General features: G+C 39.5%; 19 protein-coding genes. 7 read left to right on the top strand and 12 right to left on the bottom strand.

What is annotated here, in order from left to right; all coding sequences use genetic code 11:
* Positions 1-109 precede the first annotated feature (109 nt).
* Positions 110-1,558, top strand: coding sequence for a glyceraldehyde-3-phosphate dehydrogenase (locus D7322_RS11460; protein ID WP_121124332.1), 1,449 nt, complete (start codon positions 110-112; stop codon positions 1,556-1,558).
* A gap of 149 nt (positions 1,559-1,707) precedes the next feature.
* Here the strand turns inward: D7322_RS11460 and D7322_RS11455 are convergent, their stop codons facing one another.
* On the bottom strand, positions 1,708-2,946 hold the full coding sequence (locus D7322_RS11455; protein WP_121124330.1) for a 3-deoxy-D-manno-octulosonic acid transferase: 1,239 nt from the start codon (positions 2,944-2,946) through the stop codon (positions 1,708-1,710).
* A 66-nt stretch (positions 2,947-3,012) separates the two neighbouring features.
* Here D7322_RS11455 and D7322_RS11450 point away from each other — a divergent pair, with 66 nt between their 5' ends.
* Positions 3,013-4,005, top strand: a complete 993-nt coding sequence (locus D7322_RS11450) for a UDP-glucuronic acid decarboxylase family protein (RefSeq protein ID WP_121124328.1) — start codon at positions 3,013-3,015, stop codon at positions 4,003-4,005.
* Entirely contained in the window at positions 4,005-5,036 is a 1,032-nt protein-coding gene (galE, locus tag D7322_RS11445) for a UDP-glucose 4-epimerase GalE (RefSeq protein ID WP_121124326.1), read from the top strand. Before D7322_RS11450 ends, galE begins: the two co-directional genes overlap by 1 nt.
* A 350-nt stretch (positions 5,037-5,386) precedes the next feature.
* Here the strand turns inward: galE and D7322_RS28445 are convergent, their stop codons facing one another.
* Positions 5,387-5,641, bottom strand: coding sequence for a hypothetical protein (locus D7322_RS28445; RefSeq protein ID WP_183078682.1), 255 nt, complete (start codon positions 5,639-5,641; stop codon positions 5,387-5,389).
* Positions 5,642-5,698: 57 nt separating this feature from the next.
* On the opposite strand from D7322_RS28445, the gene D7322_RS28305 reads away from it, so the two are divergent.
* A complete protein-coding gene (locus tag D7322_RS28305) occupies positions 5,699-5,914 on the top strand; it encodes a hypothetical protein (protein WP_147430379.1) in 216 nt (71 codons plus the stop codon).
* A gap of 261 nt (positions 5,915-6,175) precedes the next feature.
* On the opposite strand, the gene D7322_RS11440 is transcribed toward D7322_RS28305, so the two are convergent.
* The 8 genes from D7322_RS11440 to D7322_RS11405 form a co-directional block, all read right to left on the bottom strand.
* Entirely contained in the window at positions 6,176-7,855 is a 1,680-nt protein-coding gene (locus D7322_RS11440; RefSeq protein WP_147430377.1) for a tetratricopeptide repeat protein, read from the bottom strand.
* Positions 7,856-8,064: 209 nt separating this feature from the next.
* Positions 8,065-8,640: a 5-formyltetrahydrofolate cyclo-ligase gene (locus tag D7322_RS11435; RefSeq protein ID WP_121124323.1), complete on the bottom strand. Its 576-nt coding sequence runs from the start codon at positions 8,638-8,640 to the stop codon at positions 8,065-8,067.
* Positions 8,641-8,766: 126 nt separating this feature from the next.
* Positions 8,767-9,327, bottom strand: coding sequence for an elongation factor P (gene efp / locus D7322_RS11430; protein WP_121124321.1), 561 nt, complete (start codon positions 9,325-9,327; stop codon positions 8,767-8,769).
* 84 nt (positions 9,328-9,411) lie between these two features.
* Positions 9,412-10,035 carry an ABC transporter ATP-binding protein gene (locus tag D7322_RS11425; RefSeq protein WP_121124319.1) on the bottom strand — a complete coding sequence of 208 codons (624 nt, stop codon included), beginning with the start codon at positions 10,033-10,035 and terminating at the stop codon, positions 9,412-9,414.
* Positions 10,036-10,058: 23 nt separating this feature from the next.
* Complete coding sequence (lpxA, locus tag D7322_RS11420) at positions 10,059-10,847, bottom strand: acyl-ACP--UDP-N-acetylglucosamine O-acyltransferase (protein ID WP_075990789.1); 789 nt, start codon at positions 10,845-10,847, stop codon at positions 10,059-10,061.
* 10 nt (positions 10,848-10,857) lie between these two features.
* Complete coding sequence (locus tag D7322_RS11415) at positions 10,858-12,258, bottom strand: bifunctional UDP-3-O-[3-hydroxymyristoyl] N-acetylglucosamine deacetylase/3-hydroxyacyl-ACP dehydratase (RefSeq protein ID WP_183078681.1); 1,401 nt, start codon at positions 12,256-12,258, stop codon at positions 10,858-10,860.
* 143 nt (positions 12,259-12,401) lie between these two features.
* Positions 12,402-13,442 (bottom strand): UDP-3-O-(3-hydroxymyristoyl)glucosamine N-acyltransferase, encoded by a 1,041-nt coding sequence (gene lpxD / locus D7322_RS11410; RefSeq protein WP_121124315.1) that lies wholly within the window; start codon positions 13,440-13,442, stop codon positions 12,402-12,404.
* A 33-nt stretch (positions 13,443-13,475) separates the two neighbouring features.
* Positions 13,476-14,726, bottom strand: coding sequence for an HD domain-containing protein (locus tag D7322_RS11405; protein WP_121124313.1), 1,251 nt, complete (start codon positions 14,724-14,726; stop codon positions 13,476-13,478).
* Positions 14,727-14,992: 266 nt separating this feature from the next.
* On the opposite strand from D7322_RS11405, the gene porX reads away from it, so the two are divergent.
* From porX to D7322_RS11390, 3 genes are read left to right on the top strand one after another with little or no spacing between them, the layout of a single operon-like run.
* Positions 14,993-16,546 carry a T9SS response regulator signal transducer PorX gene (porX, locus tag D7322_RS11400; protein WP_108636311.1) on the top strand — a complete coding sequence of 518 codons (1,554 nt, stop codon included), beginning with the start codon at positions 14,993-14,995 and terminating at the stop codon, positions 16,544-16,546.
* A gap of 12 nt (positions 16,547-16,558) precedes the next feature.
* Positions 16,559-16,969: a tRNA (adenosine(37)-N6)-threonylcarbamoyltransferase complex ATPase subunit type 1 TsaE gene (gene tsaE / locus D7322_RS11395; protein WP_121124311.1), complete on the top strand. Its 411-nt coding sequence runs from the start codon at positions 16,559-16,561 to the stop codon at positions 16,967-16,969.
* A 23-nt stretch (positions 16,970-16,992) separates the two neighbouring features.
* A complete protein-coding gene (locus D7322_RS11390; protein ID WP_121124309.1) occupies positions 16,993-18,036 on the top strand; it encodes an ABC transporter ATP-binding protein in 1,044 nt (347 codons plus the stop codon).
* On the opposite strand, the gene D7322_RS11385 is transcribed toward D7322_RS11390, so the two are convergent.
* Together D7322_RS11385 and D7322_RS11380 are read right to left on the bottom strand one after the other, a co-directional pair.
* A complete protein-coding gene (locus tag D7322_RS11385; protein ID WP_121124307.1) occupies positions 18,033-18,884 on the bottom strand; it encodes an alpha/beta hydrolase in 852 nt (283 codons plus the stop codon). The two genes, D7322_RS11390 and D7322_RS11385, sit on opposite strands and share 4 nt — an antisense overlap.
* A gap of 151 nt (positions 18,885-19,035) precedes the next feature.
* Positions 19,036-20,247: an alanine dehydrogenase gene (locus tag D7322_RS11380; RefSeq protein WP_121124305.1), complete on the bottom strand. Its 1,212-nt coding sequence runs from the start codon at positions 20,245-20,247 to the stop codon at positions 19,036-19,038.
* Between the last annotated feature and the right edge of the window lie 213 nt (positions 20,248-20,460).

The raw sequence follows: 20,460 nt of genomic DNA, 5'->3' as shown, positions 1-20,460 counted from the left end.
ACAATAATAATAAGCATGTTTTTATTTCAATAATTACGAAAATGAAAATTAAATCACTTTTTTAGCGCTGTTTATACTATGTTTGCAGCATAATCTATTATAAAATATTATGTTACATAGTCGTTCTTTTGATTTAGAAATCAAAAGTTACAGAGAGCAGCAAAATGCAGCTGTTGAACTGATTCAAATCATTAGTAATCTTTGGTATAACCATACCGTTGAGCTCGTTCTCTTCAGAGAGCAGCTTGTTGATGAAAAAGTAAGTGTGATTCTCAACCACCTCCGGGAAAGCACTTTCCTTACCGGCAATATACTGACCATATTCGATCTATTGAATGTTGCCCGTGTATTGGAAAAATCAAATCTGGCTCCCGCTCGAATTGATATCGGTAAACTTGCAACAAAAGCCACAAACGACCAGATCAATATGGAGGATTTGTCTTCTTTTATTTTCAATGAATTAGAGGGAATCGCCGAATGGCAGGAATTAACACCTCGCGATGTTGTGCTTTATGGTTTCGGTCGTATTGGTCGCCTGCTCGCACGCGAACTTATTAATAAATCGGGTTCTGGCAAGCAGCTTCGTCTACGGGCAATAGTCACCAGAGACCCCAATGATGCCAAATCATTGTTAAAAAGAGCCGCTCTCCTGAAAAGCGATTCTATACACGGCGAATTTGAGGGCGAAGTTTATACCGATCCTGAAAAAAATGCGCTTATTATTAATGGTATCACGGTCAACGTTATCTCTGCTAAGCAACCTGAAGATATTGATTATACAGCATACGGCATCAATAATGCATTGGTTATCGATAATACAGGCGCCTTTCGTGATGAAAAAGAACTTGCACGCCATTTAGCCTCTAAAGGCGCTTCGCAAGTATTGTTGACGGCCCCTGGAAAAGGTGTTCCCAACATTGTTTACGGTGTAAACGAAAGCACGATAGATCTGGAAAAACATGCTATTTTTTCAGCTGCTTCCTGTACCACAAATGCTATTGCACCAGTTTTGGCCGTCCTCGAAGAGAAAATAGGTATCCTGAAAGGCCATATAGAAACTATCCATTCCTATACGAATGATCAAAATCTGGTAGATAATATGCATAAAAAATCCAGAAGAGGTCGTGCTGCAGCCTTGAACATGGTCATTACGGAGACTGGGGCTGGCAGTGCTGTTTCAAAAGTCCTTCCGACATTAACAGGCAAACTCACTTCCAACGCAATCCGGGTACCTGTCCCTAATGGGTCATTAGCCATATTAAATTTAGAATTGACCTCCGCAATATCTTTGGAACAAATAAATAGAATCTTAAAAATGAGTGCATTGGAAGGCAGTCTTGTTGAACAGATTAAATTCTCAAGCAATGATGAGCTTGTCTCTACAGATATAATAGGTACAACAGCAGCCGCTGTCATTGATGGACCAGCAACTATTGTTTCAGCTGATGGTAAAAATATTGTACTCTATGTATGGTATGATAATGAGTATGGCTATTCCCACCAGGTCATGCGTCTATCGCGGCATATTGCAGGTGTAAGAAGATACACATACTATTAAAATCCAATTTTCAATATAAAAATAGGGTATCCAAAATGAACGGAGCCCTATTTTTCTTTCACCCCGTTCATCTGCATTTAGCCGGTCTTTTCAGCTTTCCGTTTCTATGATAGTTAACTTCTACTTTTTGCGCCAATCTTTTTCATTTATTATAGCTTGGCATTCTTCAGATATTTCATGATAATCGGTGTCGCTCCCGCCTTTTGCTGTACATATTGGCGTGCTGATTTCGCTGCTTCCACACGTTTGGATTGATCCTGCAATCGTTCAAATACAGCGGCAAGCCCCTCGCTGTTAGAAAACGAGAAACCTCCCCCTTGCTCAATCAGATCTTTCGCTTCCTGAAATTTCTTAAAATTAGGTCCAAACAGCACCGGCATGCCATAAGTCGCTGCTTCCAATGTATTATGTATCCCTACTCCAAATCCACCACCAATATAGGCAATTTGACCATAAGCGTACAAAGAAGACAACAGCCCGATATTATCTATAATTAATACTTTTGCTCCCTTTAAAGTTTCCATATCATATTCCGTGATTTTTGAAAAGCGAAGGGCTGCAGGCCATAGATTTAATATACTGACAACATGGCCCGCATTGATTTCGTGCGGGGCTAAGATCAGCTTATAATCTTGAAACCGTTGGAACAACTCTTTCAATAATTTTTCATCCTCAGCCCAGGTGCTTCCAGCCACCAAAACAGGAGCGGTTCCGACAAAATCTGCTATTAATGGGATGTCTTTCCGAGTCTTAGGTAAATCAATCACACGATCAAAACGCGTATCACCTGCCAATCCCGCATTTCGAATTCCATATTCTTTCAATAAACGCACACTTTCCTCGTTCTGTACAAAGAAATAAGTTACAAAACCCAGAATCTTAAGAAAAAAGGATCCATAGGCCTGAAAGAAAATCTGTTCCGGTCTAAAAATTGCCGCAATCAGAAATAAAGGTACCCCCCGCCGGTGCAATCCTTCAAAATAATAATACCAATATTCGTATTTCGTAAAAACGGCAAAAGTGGGATTGATCAAGTCTAAAAACAGTCGTGCATTCTGAGCCGTGTCATAAGGTAAATAGAAAACATGATCCGCCAGATTGGAATTCTTTCTTATCTCATAGCCAGAAGGTGAATAAAATGTTACAATTATTTTATGATCCAAATAATTATTTTTTACGGCTTCCAAAACAGGTCTGCCCTGCTCAAATTCTCCTAGGGAAGCGAAGTGAAACCAAATATGTTTTTGGTTGGAATCAACCGATTGTTTCATTCGTAAATACCAGTCTTTTCGTCCTGTCACCATGAGACGCGCTTTGGCATGAAAAGGGGCCAAAATACGCAATAAGAGTCCATAAAGAAAGATTCCAATTGAATAAAGCAAACGCATGTTGTAAAAATAATGTTTATCTTAGTCAAAGATATCAAACCCATTTCATTAATAAGGAACCATTGAGTGGAAAATAGACAACGCAAACGGATTTTGATCACTGGAGCAGCGGGCTTCCTTGGTTCCCACCTTTGCGATCGCTTTATTGCCGAAGACTACGATGTTATTGGCATGGATAACCTGATCACTGGCGACCTACAGAATATCGCACATTTATTTAAGCTGGAGAATTTCGACTTCTATCATCACGATGTTTCGAAGTTTGTGCATATTCCGGGAGATTTGGATTATATCCTCCATTTTGCATCACCAGCAAGTCCTGTCGATTATCTTAAAATTCCGATTCAAACACTCAAAGTCGGCTCTTTGGGCACCCACAATCTCCTTGGCCTGGCAAGGGCTAAACAGGCCCGTATATTAGTAGCATCGACCTCAGAAGTCTATGGCGACCCTTTGGTCTCACCACAGTCAGAAGATTATTGGGGAAATGTTAACCCTGTCGGTCCCAGAGGGGTATATGATGAAGCCAAAAGATTTCAGGAGGCCATTACGATGGCCTACCATAATGCGCATGGACTTGATACACGCATTGTCAGAATATTCAATACTTTCGGCTCGAGAATGCGTCTCAATGACGGGCGTGCCATCCCAACGTTTATAGCACAAGCTATTCGAGGCGAAGACATTACTCTTTTTGGTGATGGTTCACAAACACGGTCGTTCTGTTATATCGATGATCAAATCGAAGGCATTTATAGGTTGTTGCATTCAAATTGTATAAAACCCATAAACATAGGCAATCCCGATGAAATATCACTATTGCAGTTGGCACAGGAGATCATAGAACTAACTGATAGCTCAAGTAAGATCAGCCATAGACCATTGCCCATAGACGACCCTAAACAACGTAAACCGGATATTGGTATGGCGAAGGCAAAATTGAATTGGCAGCCCAAAATAGACCGAAAATTAGGCTTAGAAAAAACCATAGATTTTTACAGAAAGGTTCCTTTGGAAACATTATCACATAAAGACTTTACATACTATAATCAAAAATAATGAGCAAAAAAATATTAGTCACAGGCGGAACAGGCTATATTGGTTCTCACACCGTTGTCGAACTACATCAGGCAGGATATATTCCTGTAATCGTTGATGATCTTTCCAATTCAAATATCAAGATATTGGATCAAATAGAAAAAATCATCGGGATTAAACCCGAATTTCATCAATTCGACCTTTGTGATACCGATAAAGTAAATGAATTTGTAAAAAATAACAGTGATATCTCCGGAATTATTCACTTTGCTGCATCCAAAGCTGTAGGTGAATCGGTTCAAAATCCTTTAAAATACTACCACAATAATTTTTTCTCCTTGATTAACATCTTGGAATCATACCGTGAGAAGCCAATCAATTTTGTTTTCTCTTCGAGCTGTACGGTTTACGGCGAACCAGACTCACTTCCTGTTAATGAAAGTGCACCGGTTAAAAAAGCGGCTTCACCCTACGGAAATACAAAACAGATTGCTGAAGAAATTCTTGAAGAAACAGCTAATGCATACGATAACTATAAGATTATCGCCCTGCGTTACTTCAATCCGGTAGGTGCGCATGAGTCTGCATTGATAGGCGAATTGCCAAATGGTGTACCTCAAAACTTATTACCATTTATTACACAGACAGCAATCGGGAAAAGAGAGAAATTAACAGTATTCGGAGACGATTATGATACGCCTGATGGTTCTTGTGTACGTGATTATATTCATGTGGTTGATTTAGCAAAAGCCCACGTCGCTGCAATCAAATTATTGGAAAAAGGAAACCCTAACGGTAAATATGACGTATTCAATGTGGGAACCGGTAATGGTTATTCAGTACTTGAAGCCATCAAAGCATTTGAGAAAGCTTCTGGTCAAAAATTGAATTATGAAATTGGCCCGCGTCGGGATGGTGATATCATCAAGGTATATGGTGATGTGACCAAATCAGCAGATCAATTGCATTGGAAAGCCGAACTGGGCATTGATGAGATGATGGCCTCAGCTTGGGCATGGGAAAAAAATCTGAAAGAAAATCCATTGGATTAAATAGGAGCCCATTGAGCTCTACACTTAATATGACCGTCCAGGAAACTGAGACGGTCATATTTTTGGTAATAGTGAATTGAATTGTCTACATCCTTTCTCTTTTTGCAAAAACTACCTCTTGTTTGTGACGAAGCAAATCTGGGCGAAATCGGCTTATCTTTGTTAGCAAACCTTCACAAAGAACCGCGTTAGGTGTTCTCTTCCGCACAGATCGAGAACCGATCCTTCTAAACCAAGAACACATGCGAGTGCCAAGAAAACCATTCAGATGCGTAAAGGAATATGTGCTGAGACGATTAAATCGCTTCGACCGCGTAAGTGTTTGGATGGATGAGCTAAAGGTCGCTATTCTATAACGAGGAGAATTCATTGCCCGCCGACTGATTACTATCGTCTAAGGAATAATACACTTCGGCACTGTACGAAGTTGCTTGGGCAGCCCTCGAGAACACTGCGGTCATCAAAAGAATATCATGAGCCTGGCATTGATACACTTCCGCAGTCAACACATACGCTTCACATGAACAAGTAAATGACACAATCAACCAACAGGATGTATTCAGTTTCCAACAGATCAAAAGAAGAAGAGCAAGAAATTCGATCACAGCTCCAGGAGACCTATTGAGTGTTCAAAATAGCTACAGCGAGCGCTATGCATTCACTTGGGCAGAGCAAGAAATATCATCAGCGCAGCATGGAACTTCATGAAAGGAGAACAAAAGCTCTTCGGTAGTGCTCGCGAACTCTTCCTCAGCGCAAGCAGCATCGAACAGCGCTCATGTGTCTTTGATCAGCCGACCTATTTGGAGCGATTTCAATTTTCAATGATGGTACCGCTAGGCTGGGAGGTCCGGAAACCACAACCTTTGCGCTGGTAGCTCAATTTGTCCAGTAACCAATAATGGAGAATACCCCTAAAACGCATGAATTTACGGAGAAACAGCTAATATAAATATCAGATACAAGCAAAGAAAGGGGCACTTCAAAAAAATAAATAAAATAAAAAATATTTCAAAAACATAACATAAAACAAGCTGAATGTACGAACAGAGGGTTAATGGAAGTTTATCTTTCGGTTATTCTCAATCATCGGGTTTTAACTGAGTAAAAGATATAGACGATCGAGCAATCATCACCTCTTACACAAGCTCTTTATCCGAAATATATTCCATCAATATTCCGGCTTGTCCACCGAGTTTCTTTTTCAAACGTTGCATTGACTTTTTGATTGCGTCGGGAGTAACGCCCAGAACATTAGCGGCTTCTCTATTATTCAGTCCCATTTTCATGAGGACAATCACACGCAGATTAGACTCTGTAATATCAGGAAATTTACCTTGAATATCATGCAGCAGGTTCGGAAATTCCTTGGTAAGCAAGAACTTAAATTCCTGCCATTTCTCATCTGTGATAAGATGAGACTGCAAAAGTGTTTTAAGTTCATCCCGGTCTTTAATACTTGTTTCCCCCATCTCATCAAGCATTGAAGAAAGAAGATTTATCTGTTCATTACTACGTTTGAGATACAGCATGTATTCCTCAATCTGACTTTTGGAACTCATCAATTCTTTATCCAGTTCAGCTTTGGTATACTTGAGGTTCAGCAACTGATATTCGTATGCCTGCATGCGCTTCCTCGAACGATATCTAAAAGTATTGTAGATAAAAAAGAATAGCACCAATAGAAACAAGCTTAATATAACCCACAATCTCGTTTCGGCACGTTTCTTTTTTATTAGCGCTTGTGCCAAGGATAATTTGTCGGCATATTTTTGTTTATCTGCCATAAATTTCAATTGCGATAAAACAGGATCTCCGTCCAAGAAGCGCAATGAATCCTGAAGTTGTTCAATCCGGCGCCGCACATTGAGCTCTTGCGTCAAATCATGGTTTTGAATGGCAAGATTCAACTTATGCCCCTCCAACTCAAGTATTGTTTTTTTATCGTCGGCGCCTTCCAACAGATGTTCGGTTTCATTGATCAGTTGACGGACCTCTTGATTTGCTCCCATAGCAATACGCAAGCGAATCCGCATCATTAAGGCAAAAATGGTATTTTTATTGTTCCCCAGGGATTTCGAAATTTCCAGGTCTTTATCCAAAAGTGACAGTGCTTTTTGATAATCTTTCATACCTTCATAAATCCGCGCCTGATTGCCCAAAATCTTCGCATAGCGAAGAGAATCCTTCTCAGAAAGCGCCAAATGCAGAGCAAGGTCAAAGTTTTTCATTGCCTGCACGGTATCCCCACCACTTTTTAAAATCAATAAGCCTAAGTTGTCTAAGATCTCTGCTTTCAATTGCAGAGCAATGCCCGCCTGTTGCTGGCCTAATTCCAGATACTTAATTCCCGAACGATAATCTCCCAAAGTTCCGAAGAAATAGCCAAGCTTTTTGTAAGTCTGTGTAAGATCTAACACCAGTTCTCTAGGTATATCCTCCAGGCTTTTTTCACCCTCCAATAACAATGGAAGTGCTTCCGAAGCCTTTAAACATCTATACAAATAAAACCCGTACATCACCTTTACCCATGCCTTCACGTTTTGATAATTGTACTCCTCTTGCAGATCTAGGGCTTTAAGGTAATATTTATCACTGAAACTATTTCTACCACCCTCATTATCAAAAGACTGATCTGCTAATAAGCAATAATAAATTGCAAGCAAGGCGTTATCGTTTTTTCGGATTCCCTGGTTAAAATAAGGCGTTAGGTATCTACTCAATGCTGCACTGGAAGCTCGGTGCTTTTGCGACTCCCGGATGATCGTCTCGTAAAATTCTTTTTCTTCTGCAGAGGAATTGGAATCCATTATATCCATTCCGAGAACAGCGCTATTGGGAATTATAGCCGCAAAAAAAAGTATAAGAAAAAATCTCAGCATAGCCGCATATAAGTAGAATTTCACATTAAAAATAAAAAATAATTTTAATTAAATCAGCATGTACCGAAATCAGCATATAAATAAAAATTAATGAGCTGAATCAATAAAATAAAGCGTACAACAGAGCTCCTATTAGCTTATTTACGCTAAACAAAACTATAAATATGATAGGGCGTAATCGCTTTTGTCAACATGACATCGTGTTCATTTCGATCAGCGATTCGCTCAATTGGATCAAAAAAAGATAATCCTACTCGTTGGGCTTCTGCAGCACAAAGCGCAAAAAAACGATCGTAAAATCCTTTTCCATAACCTACCCGATGACCATCCAAATCAAATGCCAGCAAAGGAACGATTATAAAATCAATAAGCAACGGTGAGACCTCCTCCCCCGAAACAGGTTCCAGAATGCCCCATTCATTTTTTTCAAACACAGTTTGGGAATCCAGAATATAGTGCTGCATGGAATAGTCCGAAAAATTTGATCTGGATACGACAAGGACAATATTCGAAAAAAACTCATTCACATAGTTGATGATGGAATACGTATCTGGCTCATGATATTTTTCGATAGGAAGAAACACATGCATAAATTTAACTGCTGTTAGATCTATTTTCTGAAATTGTAGCAGTAAATCACGATTAAGACGCTCCTCCTCTTGCTTGGAAAGCTGGCATCTTTTCATCTTAAACTCCTGTCTTAATTCCTTTTTCGATTTCATGCTTAAATATATATTTTTTATTCCATGATTTAGCTGATCACAGGTGAGCAAAGATAGAGCAAAAAAAACGGCCTTGTAGCGAGCGCTATCAAGACCGAATAATCAACCTAAACCTAAAATCTTATATTACTTTACGCGTTCGATATAATTACCTGTTTGCGTATCAACTCTTACTTTCTCTCCTTGATTGATAAATAGAGGCACCATAATCTCTACTCCTGTTTCTACAGTAGCTTTCTTCAGCGCATTTGTAGAAGTGTCTCCTTTCACTGCGGGCTCTGTATATGTAATTTCCAATTCAACACTTTTGGGTGCTTCTGCCATGATCGGCTCATCACTTTCAAAAGCAATAATTACAGTCATTCCTTCTTTTAAGAAACGCGCTGAATCACCAAATAAGAATTTGGGAATATTGAATTGTTCATATGAGTTGTTGTCCATCACAACAAAGAACTCCCCATCTTCGTATAAGTATTGATAATCATTTGTTTCCACACGTGCAATCTCAACACTCTCATCAACTCTAAAACGATATTCAACTAATTTACCCGTCTTCACGTTACGCATTCTTGCTTGATAGAAAGCGCGCAAATTACCTGGTGTACGGTGTATATATTCTTCTACGGAGACCAATTCTCCATTAAATCTTAAAATATTTCCTGATTTTACCTCTGATGCCTTAGCCATTCTTTGAATTGAACTTTAAACGGTTATCTCATTATTGAGTCGTCAAAAATACAAAAACTAATTGTGTTATTAAAATTTCATTCGCTACTTTTTGAAGTCGATGATAGAAATCCTTTCGTCACAAAATTCGTATTCTTTTTTTTGATTTGAACAGATAATGAACAACCTAAAATCGCGCTTGGTATGGCCGATTAAATCCAGGTACCATTCCTCTCCTGCTGTATCCAGATTACTTGTTGGCTCATCCAATAATACCAAATCTGTATTTGAGCAGCAGGCCAAAACTAATTTAACCCGTTGACGCATACCCGATGAAAAGTATTTTATTTCTTTATCTAAGGCATTTTCTAACCCCAACAGATTCAAAACACTTCCTTTATCAAAACCTTGGAGATAAGGTTTAAACTGAAAATGAAAATCGAACAGTTCACGCAAGGTAAACTCTTCGATCAATTCGATATAGGGCGCGGCAATAGACAGTTGTTTGTAAATCTGATCGATCCCAATGATGCGCTCCCCATCCGTATAAATCAATTCGCCTTCGGAAGACGACAGACTACCGGAAAGCACTTTTAACAAGGTGGATTTTCCAGAACCATTTTGTCCGAGAACAGCATAGCTCTTTCCGGGCTCAAAACGATAATTAATATGCCTGAAAATCCATTCACTGTTATATCTTCGACCAATATCCTTTAATGTTATTTCCAAAGTAAACCGATTCGGTAATGCAATTACATTGCTCTATTATTGAAACCCTTCATGATACCACGTCCAGAATTTCGGATAAAATCCAAAATTTCATCACGGATTTCCGTTGCCTGATATTCCGCTTCTATAATTTCTATTGCCTTAGCTAGATTTCTATTCTGAACAAATAGAATACGGTAAAGATTTTGAATTTCGGCAATCTGCTCCTCCGAAAACCCTCTTCTCCTCAATCCCACAGAATTAATTCCGGCATAAGAAATCGGCTCACGGGCCGCTTTTACAAACGGGGGAATATCTTTACGCACCAAAGATCCACCTGTGACAAATGCATGTGAACCAATTTTCACAAACTGATGTACAGCCACCATCCCCGCCAAAACAACATAATCCCCAACGGTAATATGTCCCGCAAGTGTACTGTTATTCGAAAACACACAATTATCGCCCACTTCACAATCATGTGCAACGTGGCTGTAAGCTTGAATCAGGCAATTTTTACCAATGACAGTTTTGTATCGGTCCTTTGTTCCTCGATTAATTGTCACACATTCACGAATCGTTGTATTATCACCAATTTCTGCTGTTGTAATTTCACCATCAAATTTTAAGTCTTGAGGTTCACCAGAAATCACGGCACCGGGATATATCTTACAGTTTTTTCCAATTCGAGCTCCATCCATAATGGTCACGTTTGAACCGATCCAAGTCCCCTCTCCAATGACAACGTCTTTGTAAATGGTTACAAATGGTTCAATGACCACATTTTTAGCAATCTTTGCTTCTGGATGAATATAAGCTAATGGCTGTATCATCTATACTTCTTTAGTTGTTATTTACTCTTACGATCTGTGCCATAAGTTCAGCCTCACAGACAATTTTCTCTCCCACCATGGCCACACCTTTCATTTTAGCGATGCCTCTCCGGATTGGTTCCATCAGATCACATCTAAAAATAACAGAGTCTCCTGGGGTTACTTGTGCTTTAAAGCGTGCATTCTCGATTTTGAGAAATAATGTTAACCAATTTTCAGGATCAGGAACAGTCTTTAAGACCAAGATACCACCAGTCTGTGCCATCGCTTCGACCTGCAGCACACCCGGAAATAAAGGAGCTCCTGGGAAATGTCCCATAAACAAGTCTTCATTCATGGTCACATTCTTTAACCCTACCACATGGGTCTCCGTTAATTCTAAAATTTTATCGACCATAAGCATTGGTTGACGATGCGGAAGAATTTTCATGATTTCAACGGTATCGTACAATGCCGGCATATTTGGATCGTAAACTTTTATTTTTTTACGTGTTTTATCTTTCTTAATCTGCTCTTTAATTTTCTTTGCAAAGGCAACATTTGCAGCATGTCCGGGGCGGGCAGCCATAATATGGCCTTTCAAAGGTCTACCTACAAGTGCCAAATCACCAACCATATCCAATAGTTTATGTCGGGCAGGCTCATTCTGATGACGCAACTGATTATTATTCAGGATACCCTCTTTTGCTACAGCGACAGTTTCTTTATGGAAAAGATGGGCCAGTTTTTGCAACTCCTCCGGAGAAGTTTCCTTATCAACAATGACGATCGCATTGCTTAGATCTCCGCCTTTAATCAATCCATGGTCGACTAACATTTCCAATTCATGCAGAAAACAAAACGTACGAGAAGAAGCAATTTCAGCTTTAAAATCTTCAATAGAAGTAATCGCAGCATGTTGACTTCCCAAAACCGGTGAGTTAAAATCAATCATACAAGTCAACCGATAACCATCCATTGGCATTCCCAGGATCTCAACTTTACGATCTGGTTCAGCATAATGGATATTATTGGATATCTCATAATAATCTCGATCAGCATCTTGTTCTTCAAACCCCGCTTCTTCCAACAATTTCACAAAAATTGCTGAACTCCCATCCAATATTGGAATTTCAGGACCATCAATATCAATCAGGACGTTATCAATCTGCAGACCAATTAATGATGCCATTAAATGTTCGATTGTACTAACACTTGCTCCATTTTGAGAAATAGTAGTTCCTCGGGAAGTGTCCGTGACGTTATCTGCATCAACCAAAATCTCCGGCTGACCTTCTAAATCCACACGTCTGAACTTAAACCAGTGATTTTCCGGAGCAGGTTTGATCGTCATCGATACAATTTTCCCTGTATGAAGACCTACCCCCGAAATTTCAACCTCGTTTTTGATGGTTCTCTGTTTTACATTCATTTCTAATAACATATTTTTAAATCAAAACTTCTTTTGACGGAACCATCATGAGATTATAATATTTTATCGAATTAGCAGCACACTAGGACCGCTCATGATAGCTTCATTACAATTAAATAACAGTTTATTTCAATGAAAAAAGATTATTTTAACTTCAATTCTATTAATTTTTCTAGCTCCTGGATACGTTTCTCCAGTTCTGGAAGACGAGCAAAAATGACATTGGATCTTAACTGAGGCTGGTAAGGCATTACCGGCGTCCCACCCCATTTTTTCCCCTCATCTTTAATTGATCTGTTAACGCCGGATTGAGCTTGTATTTGCGAGCCTTTAGCCACAACAATATGCCCCACAACACCAACCTGACCACCCAATACCACACGCTCTCCAATTTTTGAGCTTCCGGAAATCCCTGTCTGGGCAGCAATAACTGTATTCTTACCAATGTCAACGTTATGTGCTATCTGAATCAAATTATCTAATTTGACGCCGTCACGCACAATCGTAGCCCCCATTGTCGCTCTATCGATCACCGTATTGGCGCCAATCTCGACATTATCTTCTATCTGAACGTATCCTATTTGCGGAACCTTCTTATAAGTACCATCTTCCTGCGGCGCAAAACCAAAACCATCCGAACCAATCACAACTCCCGAATGAACAACGACATTCTTACCTATTTTACAGTCATGATAGATCTTCACTCCCGGATACAACGTTGTATTATCGTCAATAGAGACTTTGTCTCCTATAAAAACCTGTGGATAAATTTTCACATGATCGCCGATCTTCGCTCCTTTACCGATATAGGCAAATGCCCCAATATACCCCCCTGTGCCTATTGTTGCCTCAGGATGTATAAAACACGGTTCTTCGCGTCCGCTTTTATCAAGACGAAATTCGTTATACATATTCAGAATGGTAGAGAAAGCCGCATACGCATTCTTCACACGAATAATCGTGAGCGTGGGTTTGGTATCTTGCATCAATTGCAAATCTTCATTCACAATGACAATGGAAGCATCCGTGTTATAAATAAAATGCTCATATTTTGGATTTGACAAAAAAGAAAGATCGCCTTTTTTACCTTCCTCAATTTTGGCAAGGTTACCTACAGTAACATCTGGATTCCCCTCAATCCTTCCTTCTAATAATGTCCCTATTTGTTGAGCAGTAAATTGCATGGTACAAATCTATGTTTTTTTATTAAAAAATAACTATCCGGCGGAAGGAATTGCAATATATCCCACCTCTTTTGGATAACATAACGCATATTTGGATACATTTTTAGACAATGCTTCTAAATTTCCAAGATCCGATGCTTCGGTAATATCAATGAGTTCGCCCGATTTCAACAATATCTTGATTTGATCGTTTGAGGGGTTATATGCACGATTTTGTATTTCTTCCGTAAATACATAATAATGGATATCTTCCCTTCTTACTCCCAAGAACTCTTGCACCTTGCTTTTTACCAGTTCAAGGTATGCTGTAGAAAAGGGCTTATTGCTCATTATTGAACGATATAGGTCCCTTTTCATAATTCGCTGGCACATCTTACTCAAAATCTCATCCTCATGCCGTTCCCATGTTTTTATTGCGGACATAATATCCGTATCATCTAAACGGGTAAACCAGTCTAAATGCAACGGGTCATCCAAAAAATTTGTGCGATCAACCTGCTGACTCAAAAACCAATGAAATGCCGGCGTGGAAAAAAGTTCCCTACCAGATGCGGTCAGGTCTTTCGCTCTTTGTAAAATTTTAATCAATAATTGCTCTGCTCCGATAACGGTCTTGTGTAAATAGACCTGCCAATACATTAGCCTCCGCGCAATAAGGAATTTTTCTACGGAATAAAGACCTTTATATTCAACGACAATCTCATCATTCACAACATTCAACATCTTTATAATCCGGTCGAATGAAATGACCCCTTCGGACACTCCCGTGAAGAAGCTGTCTCGATTTAAATAGTCCATCCGATCTACATCCAATTGACTTGAAACAAGCTGATGAAGGAATTTTCGCTCGTATTGATTATTAAAAATAGCAATGGCCAAGCTTAATCTCCCACCTAGATCTTGATTTATACGATCCATTAGCAAGGAGGAAAGCAACTCGTGCGAAACCCCCACAATCAAACTATGTTCTAAAGAGTGAGAAAAGGGACCATGACCGATATCATGCAATAAAATAGCCGCTAAGACCGCCTCTTCTTCAAGCACAGAAATTTCGATCCCCTTACTCCGAAGGGTTTCCAATGCCATCGACATGAGATGCATAGCACCTATTGCATGCTGAAACCGTGTATGCAATGCTCCAGGATACACCAAATGAGTCATACTCACCTGTTTAATATAACGAAGTCGCTGGAAATAGGGGTGCTGTACAAGGTCAAATACCAATCCCGTCGGAATGGCAACAAACCCATACACAGGATCATTGATGATTTTATTTTTGTTCAATGTGGCGATAAATTAATGCTACTTTTCAACATATTAAATTGAAACCCTAGTTTTTAAAACACAAACTTATGGTTATCACTAATATAAACTTAAAACAAAGATAGTTAGTTCATCGTTAAGAAATGTTAAAAATAAATCTAAAGCACGATATTTGCTTATGTTAGCATGATATTGAAATCCATTCAATAAACGAGGTATTTTCTTTTGTTACACTTCAAATTTGAGTAACACTACCAACCTCTCTTATAGTAGACATATATAACAAGATGCAAAAAACACATATTCTCTGGGCTGATGACGAAATTGACTTTCTAAAACCTCATATTTTATTTTTAGAAAGCAAGGGGTATAAAGTTGATACCGTCAACAATGGAAACGATGCGGTTGAAGCCTTTAAAAATGGTTTTTTTCATTTGATCTTTCTGGATGAAAACATGCCGGGGCTGACCGGACTCGAAACACTTGCGATCATCAAATCCATTAATCCAACCGTTCCGATCGTGCTCGTCACCAAGAATGAAGAAGAGCATGTTATGGAGGATGCCATTGGCTCTAAAATAGATGATTATCTCATCAAGCCTGTAAATCCTAAGCAGATTTTGATGACAATAAAAAAACTTACTGAAAATAAACGTATCGTCAACGAGAAAACCTCCATGGCCTACCAGCAGGATTTCCGCAATCTAGGCATGATATTAAATGACAACTTAGATTTCATGCAATGGTCAGAAGTATATAAAAAACTTGTTTACTGGGAATTATCACTCGAAAAGCTTGAAGACAACAATATGCATGAAATATTGACGATGCAGAAGTCCGAGGCAAATATGCAGTTTTCAAAATTTGTCGAAAACAACTACATCAATTGGATCAACCGTCCAGAGGATGGTCCTATTTTATCCCATCAATTGTTTAAAAAGAAAGTATTTCCAGTCCTTGAGGATAATATCTCGACTTTCTTCGTCCTAATAGACAATTTGCGTTTTGACCAATGGAAAATCATCAACGAGGTGATTACAGATTATTTTAGACTGGAAGAAGAGATCAATTATTTCAGCATCCTGCCAACAGCTACTCAATATGCAAGAAACGCAATTTTCAGCGGCTTAACACCATTGGAAATGGAAAAACGCTTTCCTAAGTTATGGCAAAATGATGAGGATGAGGGGGGCAAAAATTTATATGAAGACCGGTTCCTGGATGATCAGATCAAAAGGCTATATCGTAAACCTATAAAGCATTCTTACACCAAAGTTTTAACGCTTGAACAGGGCAAAGATGTTTTGGACAACTTGGGCAACATGATGCACAATCAGCTCAATGTCCTGGTATACAACTTTGTCGACATGTTATCCCATGCGCGAACAGATAGTTCGATGATCCGTGAACTGGCGAATGATGAAGCAGCATACCGTTCGCTAACACTATCCTGGTTTGAACATTCACCTCTTTTAGAAGCTTTAAAATGGCTTTCACAGAAAAAAGTACGTATTATTATCACCACCGACCATGGAACGATCAGGGTCAAAAAACCAAGTAAAATCGTCGGAGATAGAAACACGAATACCAACCTGAGGTATAAACAAGGTAAAAATCTAAACTACATTGAAAAAGATGTATTTACGATCAAGAATCCCCATGATGCGCAGTTGCCCAAACTCCATGTTAGCTCAACGTATGTATTTGCCAAAGAGGATTCCTACTTTGTTTATCCGAACAATTATAACCAATTTGTCAATTACTTTAACGGCACATTCCAACATGGAGGAATATCATTGGAAGAAATGATCATCCCCTTTGCGACATACTTGCCGAAATAGTAATTTTGCAACATGGAAATTATCGTAAACACAACGGCAGACCTTTCTGTTGCAGCCCAAACTCTTTTGAACAGGTTTCCAAAGGATCGAATTTTTTTGTTGTATGGCCCAATGGGGGCGGGGAAAACAACCTTTATAAAATATTTGTGTGAACAGTTGGGCGTAAAGGATAGTACCTCAAGTCCGACCTTCTCCATTGTCAATGAGTATGACTCTGACAATGGTCTAATCTATCATTTTGATTTTTACCGGATTAAAGATGAACAGGAGGCATTTGATTTTGGCTATGAGGAATATTTCTATTCGGGAGCGTATTGCTTCATTGAATGGCCAGAAAAAATCCCCAATCTATTGCCTGAAGAAGCAAAGGAAATACAGATCAGCATCGTAGATCCCGATACACGTAAAATATCTATCCGTTAACCTAGCATTTATCACCCTCCATTATGGCTCATTCATCGTCTTGTCAATATATTCCATCTGATACTCACGTACCCGGATTAGCAGCTGTTCACGCCGAACAATTAAGTTTTTCCTTCCATGAAAACAATGTGCAGTTTGCCGTCGAAAATGCTTCTTTTGATATTGAAGGAGGAAAGATAACCGCTATTATCGGTGAATCGGGAAGCGGAAAAAGTACGCTCTTAAGATTAATCTATGGTTTGTTGGAACCAACCAGCGGCACCGTGCGGTACAAAGGCTGGCAAGTTCCTACACGCAAAGACAAACTAATACCCGGACATGATTCCATGAAACTTGTGTCACAAGGATTTGACGATTTGAACACCTATGCAAATGTATGGGATAATGTCGCTTCACAGCTACCTAATACAGATATCAAACGTAAACAGGATAAAACCGCCGAGATTTTACAACGCTTGCGCATAGATCATTTGGCAAAAAAAAGGGTCGCTGACATCAGTGGCGGAGAAAAACAGCGCGTTGCCATCTGCCGTGCATTGATCAATGAACCTGAAGTCCTGTTGATGGATGAACCGTTTAATCAAGTCGATGCATCTTTTCGGGACACCTTACAACAGGACATAAAAGATATTGTCAGAGATACAGGACTGACGATAATTTTAGTTTCGCATGATCCCACCGAGGTGCTCGCACTTGCGGACAATCTTATTGTCATGAAATCAGGTAAAATATTGGATCAAAATAACCCACATGTACTATATAGTGAGCCATCACACCCCTATACGGCACTGCTGCTTGCAAAAAGTAATATATTAAATCCTGAACAGGCGCAAACTTTGGGTATTGAAAGTGAAAAGTCCATCGCAATTCATCAGGAATGGATTTCTATTTCTACCACAGAAGAATCGTCTTTCTTTGTCAAAGACAGCAAATTCAGAGGTTTTTATTATGAAATTTTGATTTCCAATAATACCGTTGACCTGCACTGCATCACTACTTCGCAGTTAATCCCCAAGAAAAATCAAGCCGTTGATCTAACAATTTCCAATTGGATCGCTTTCGATTAATTTAAGGTCGACAGCCATGAAAGAAATGCATCAAACCATTTTTTTTCCGAAGTTTTATTGATTAACCCGAAGCCATGGCCACCTTCATCAAAGACATAGAGCGTATTTGGAACATTTACCCTATCCAGCCCAGCCATCATTCGATAACTATTTTCGATAGGAACAGCTGTGTCATCTTTGGCGTGAACAAAGAAAGCGGGACATACTTCGGGAGAAACCTGTAGATTCGAAGAAAATAACCGGACAAGTTCTTCGGATGGATTTTCTCCAATGAGATTAATTCTTGAGCCTTTATGCGTCACATCGTTTTCCATTGAAATCACTGGATATATCAGTCCCGCAAAATCAGGGCGCAGTGACACATGTGACGGATTGGCAATATATGCTTTCTTAAACTTGGTCATGAGGGTTGATGCAAGATGTCCTCCCGCTGAAAAACCAATTACACCAACTTTTTTTAATTGCGGGTTGGAACTACGAATCAACTGCATCGCCCGTTGCGCATCTTGAAGCGGCCCGATACTCTTATCCCGCATAATATTTGGCGAAGGCAATCTATATTGCAATACATATGCCGAATAGCCATTCTTTACAAGCTCCTTAGCGACCGCATGTCCTTCATGATCCATAGCAATATGCGAGTACCCTCCTCCCGGGATCACAAGCACAGCAATATTTTTAGCTGTATTTTTATCTGGCGTATAGGTAAATAATTTAGGGATATTTTTTTCCAAAAGAGCTTGAGCCTTATCAGCTGCATTTGGAATAGAATCTTGATAAAGATTAATCGCTTCCTGAGCCTTTGCAAGCGAAATCAAAGAACATAAGATCATAAGAATTTTTCTCATCTGTATTATATAATGTTAGGTTTCAGTCTTTCCTACTGGTATTTTTTTTTGCACCATACAATCCGACACCGGCAATGGATATTGGACTCTTTGCTCCGCTTGAACAGCTTCTCTTCTTCTAATCAGTAGAGCCGAAGCTACCCACGTTAGGCTATAGCGACGAAACGACTAATAAATCCAAATCTTTTGCGGTCATATTAAATCGGGAAGCCATATCGGCATTGGTCAGGTTACCCTGGTATAAATAGATTGAACTTCTTATTCCCGGACTTTTCCAAATCGCATTTCTCAACCCACCCAATTCGGCAAAGTCCAACAAAATGGATGTAAAGATATTGCTCATCGCATAGGTTGCCGTGCGCGCCACCCGGGACGCGATATTGGGAACACAATAGTGAATGACATCAAATTTTCGAAAAACCGGTTTATCGTGTGAAGTTACTTCCGATGTTTCAAAATTTCCCCCTTGGTCAATGCTGACATCAATGACAACCGAATTAGGTTTCATCTTCGAGACGGTTTCTTCGGAAATCACACAAGCAGAGCGGCCATTCTCCGCTCTTAATGCACCAATGACAACATCCGAACTTATTACGGCCTTATTCAGGATAATGGGCTGAATAACGGAAGTAAACACCCTGCTCCCAAGGTTGTTTTGCAAACGCCGAAGTTTGTAAATCGAGTTATCAAAGACCTTTACCTGAGCCCCTAGAGCCAAAGCAGTCCGTGCCGCTTGCTCCCCTACCGTCCCGGCACCGATAATAACAACTTCCGTAGATGCGACTCCGGTAACACCGCCTAGCATGAGCCCTTTTCCGCCAAATGCGTTACTTAGATATTCTCCGGCTATTAAAGTCGCTGTTGCACCAACAATTTCACTCATTGCCCGCACCACAGCCAAACAACCACCCTCATCCCTAAGGTATTCATAAGAGATTGCGGTAATCTTTTTATGCATAAGCGCCTTTAATACGTCCACATTCATTAGCGAAGGTTGCTGCGAAGATAACAGCACTTGCCTTTCCTTCATCAATTTAACTTCTGACACGGTAGGGCTGCCAACTTTAATAATCAAATCGGCCTGATAGATTTCTTCTCTCGAAGACACTATCCGAGCTCCTTGTTCACTATAATGGTGATCCAAAAAATTAGCTCCAGCGCCAGCTCCGGTCTCAATTAATACTTCATGACCATTCTCGACCAATAATGCCACCGCCAAGGGCGTCAGGCATATACGCTTTTCCTGAAGTGAGGTCTCCTTTGGAATCCCAATAAAAAGACTTTTTGCATTCTTCTTCTTCTCAAAAAGCATCTCTTTCGGAGACATCATGGCCTGACTCGCAAGCTTCCCTAACTCATTCATTTTGTTAAATTGACTTTAGTTTAAAATTACGATAAATAATCAATCTAATCAAACGAAGATAAAATTGCTGCAACGACTCCGCCATTTTACAAGTAACATCGCGATGTTTAGTGTACCAATACGCCCTCATGAACCATTATACATTATAAAAGATTAATACTTATAAAGACCATTGGAATGATACAAAATTATCTACATTTGTCTAAATTAATC

This window comes from Sphingobacterium puteale (genome assembly GCF_003627955.1).
Taxonomy (GTDB): Bacteria; Bacteroidota; Bacteroidia; order Sphingobacteriales; family Sphingobacteriaceae; genus Sphingobacterium; species Sphingobacterium puteale.
This window is presented reverse-complemented; position numbering and strand designations above follow the sequence as displayed.

Coding starts and splice junctions, on each gene's coding strand:
- D7322_RS11460 (WP_121124332.1), top strand. CDS start 110: ATGTTACATAGTCGTTCTTTTGATTTAGAAATCAAAAGTTACAGAGAG.
- D7322_RS11455 (WP_121124330.1), bottom strand. CDS start 2,946: ATGCGTTTGCTTTATTCAATTGGAATCTTTCTTTATGGACTCTTATTG.
- galE (WP_121124326.1), top strand. CDS start 4,005: ATGAGCAAAAAAATATTAGTCACAGGCGGAACAGGCTATATTGGTTCT.
- D7322_RS11440 (WP_147430377.1), bottom strand. CDS start 7,855: ATGGATATAATGGATTCCAATTCCTCTGCAGAAGAAAAAGAATTTTAC.
- D7322_RS11435 (WP_121124323.1), bottom strand. CDS start 8,640: ATGAAATCGAAAAAGGAATTAAGACAGGAGTTTAAGATGAAAAGATGC.
- efp (WP_121124321.1), bottom strand. CDS start 9,327: ATGGCTAAGGCATCAGAGGTAAAATCAGGAAATATTTTAAGATTTAAT.
- lpxA (WP_075990789.1), bottom strand. CDS start 10,847: ATGATACAGCCATTAGCTTATATTCATCCAGAAGCAAAGATTGCTAAA.
- D7322_RS11415 (WP_183078681.1), bottom strand. CDS start 12,258: ATGAATGTAAAACAGAGAACCATCAAAAACGAGGTTGAAATTTCGGGG.
- lpxD (WP_121124315.1), bottom strand. CDS start 13,442: ATGCAATTTACTGCTCAACAAATAGGGACATTATTAGAAGGAAGGATT.
- porX (WP_108636311.1), top strand. CDS start 14,993: ATGCAAAAAACACATATTCTCTGGGCTGATGACGAAATTGACTTTCTA.
- tsaE (WP_121124311.1), top strand. CDS start 16,559: ATGGAAATTATCGTAAACACAACGGCAGACCTTTCTGTTGCAGCCCAA.
- D7322_RS11390 (WP_121124309.1), top strand. CDS start 16,993: ATGGCTCATTCATCGTCTTGTCAATATATTCCATCTGATACTCACGTA.
- D7322_RS11385 (WP_121124307.1), bottom strand. CDS start 18,884: ATGAGAAAAATTCTTATGATCTTATGTTCTTTGATTTCGCTTGCAAAG.
- D7322_RS11380 (WP_121124305.1), bottom strand. CDS start 20,247: ATGAATGAGTTAGGGAAGCTTGCGAGTCAGGCCATGATGTCTCCGAAA.